Below are 2,593 nucleotides of genomic sequence, written 5' to 3' on the forward strand. Positions count from 1 at the left end.
GGGTGGCGCTTGCGAGCGGGTGGGCGCGTTCCGCGCCGATTCGTGGCGGGCGCGGCGTGCGACCGGCGCGGCCGCTGACACCTAAGTCCCAAATCCCACTCCGCGCCAGAGAAGGGCTTGCGCCCTATCCCCGCGCCAAAAAGGGCTGACCCGACCCGGCTGCTCGCGTGCTTTCCATCCTGCGCGTTTGCCAAGGTTGCCCGTTTGCCCGACAATGGACGACAACGAAGAACGGCGCGGCGCGCGCAGCAATGGAAGGAAGCACATGGCCGGCAAGCTCATCATATGTCCTACGCCCATCGGCAACTTGGGCGACATGACCGAGCGCGCGCTCGAGGCGCTGCGGTCGGCCGACGCGGTGTGCGCCGAGGACACGCGTGTCACAGGCAAGCTGCTAGCGGCATTCCGCATCGAGAAGCGCATCGAGCGGCTGGACGAGGCGCTCATCGGCGAGCGCGCGTCGTCGCTGGTGGAGCGCGTGGCGGCAGGCGAAGTGATCGCGTACTGCTCGGACGCCGGCATGCCGGGCGTGTCCGATCCGGGGCTGCGCCTCGTGCGCGCCGCCCGCGAGGCGGGCGTGCCGGTGGAGGTGCTGCCGGGCGCCACGGCCGTGGCCACGGCGTACGTGGCCAGCGGCAGCGCGAACCCGCGCTTCTATTTCGGCGGCTTCTTCCCGCGCAAGGACGCCGAACGCCGCGCCGTGGTGGAGAGCCTGCGCGCGCTCGATGCGGCGCTGCTGTTCTACGAGAGCCCGAACCGCCTGGTGGCGGCCTTGACCTCGCTGGCGGAAACGCTTCCGCACCGCGAGATCGCCGTGTGCCGCGAGCTGACGAAGCTGCACGAGGAAGTGGTGCGGGGTCGGCTGCCCGAGGTGCGCGACGCGTTCGCCGCGCGCGAGCGGGAGGGCGCGGGCATCAAGGGCGAGATCGTGCTGGTGATCGACGGCCCGAGCGAGGCCGAGGGCGCCGCCGCCGAGCAGGACGCCGAAGTCGCAGCCCGCGCCCGCGCCGCCGAGCTGAAGGCCGCCGGCGTGCGCAGCAAGGACGTCGCCCGCGCGATAGCCGAGGAGTTCGGCATCGCGCGCAACGCGGCATACGACATCTCGCTCGAGGCGTGAGGCGGCGCGCGATGGCACGCGGTGCCGGCATGGCCGGCTCGTCGTCGATGGCGCGTCCGTTCGCGCGGTACGTGTCGTTCAACGTGCTGGGCATGGTAGGCGTGTCGGTGTACATCCTGGCCGACACGTTCTTCATTGCGAATGGGGTGGGGTCGGACGGCCTCGCGGCGCTTAACTTCTCCATCGTGCTGTACACGGTGCTGCAGGCCACGGGCCTCATGCTGGGCATCGGCGCGGCAACCGAGTTCCAGGTGTGCTCGGCGAGGGGCGACCGCACGGGGGCGAACCGGGTGTTCACCACGGCGCTCGTCATGGCGGGCGTTGCCGCGGCGGTGCTGCTTGCGGTCGTGGAGGCGTTCGCGACGCCGTTGGCGTCGCTTTTGGGAGCGGACGAGGCCACGCTTCCGCTGACCGTGACGTACCTGCGCACCATCTTCGCGTTCGCGCCGCTGTTCTTGTTGAACAACGTGCTGCTGCCGTTCGTGCGCAACGACGGCAGCCCGCAGCTGGCCATGGTCGCCATGCTGGTGGGAAGCTTCGGGAACATCGCGCTCGACGCGTTGTTCATATTCGGGTTCGGGTGGGGCATGTTCGGCGCGGCGTTCGCCACGGGGTTCGCCCCGCTCATGAGCATGGCGGTGCTGTTGATCCATTTCCTCAGGAAACGCAACACGTTTCGGCCGGTGCGCTTGCATCTGCGCGCGCGGCTCGTGGGGCATATCGCGGCGCTCGGGTTCTCGTCGTTCGTGGTAGAGCTGTCGGGCGGGCTGGTTTTGCTGGTGCTGAACTTGGTGATCCTTGCGTTTGAGGGAACCATCGGGGTGGCGGCCTACGGGGTGGTCGCGAACTTCGCGTTCGTGGCGAGCGCCCTGTTCGTGGGCATCGCGCAGGGCATCCAGCCGCTGGCCAGCAACGCGTACGCGCGTGGCAGCGACCGCGACGTGCGCGCGGTGCTGCGTCTGGCGCTGCTGACGGCTCTCGTCATCGCGGCGACGACGTACGCTGCGGTGGCGCTCGCCGCCGAGCCGCTTGCGCTCGCGTTCAATCGCGACAACGATCCGCAGCTCACGGCGCTTGCCGTGGACGGCATGCGCGTGTACTTCCTCGGGTACTTCTTCGCGGGGGCGAACATCGTGGCGGCGGCGTTCTTCAGCGCGGTGGAGCAACCGGTCTGCGGCCTGGCTATCTCCATCGTGCGCGGTCTTCCGGCCATGCTCGCGTTCGCGGCCGTGCTGGCGGCGCTGTTCGGCATGGCGGGCGTGTGGGCCACGTTCCCCGCGGCCGAGGCGGCCACGTTCGCGCTGACCGCCGTGCTTCTCGTGCGGTTCGTGCACGGGCCGCGCCGGCGCGATCGGGAGGTGGTCGCGTGAGCCCGCGGCAGCGTGCGGCGCGGGGGCGGGCTTCGGCCTCGCGTCCCGTTGCGCCCGTCGAGCCCGTCGAACTCGTGGTGGACGGCCTGGTCGTGCGGCTCACACG

General features: G+C 70.4%; 2 protein-coding genes. Both read left to right on the forward strand.

The window, feature by feature from the left end:
• The first annotated feature begins 265 nt into the window (after positions 1 to 265).
• Entirely contained in the window at positions 266 to 1,117 is an 852-nt protein-coding gene (rsmI, locus tag ACMO6A_RS00450; protein WP_009609395.1) for a 16S rRNA (cytidine(1402)-2'-O)-methyltransferase, read from the forward strand.
• 11 nt (positions 1,118 to 1,128) lie between these two features.
• A complete protein-coding gene (locus ACMO6A_RS00455) occupies positions 1,129 to 2,487 on the forward strand; it encodes an MATE family efflux transporter (RefSeq protein WP_418470638.1) in 1,359 nt (452 codons plus the stop codon).
• Positions 2,488 to 2,593 lie beyond the last annotated feature (106 nt).

Origin of the sequence: Eggerthella sp. (assembly GCF_048329335.1) — a bacterium.
Classification (GTDB): Bacteria; Actinomycetota; Coriobacteriia; order Coriobacteriales; family Eggerthellaceae; genus Eggerthella; species Eggerthella lenta.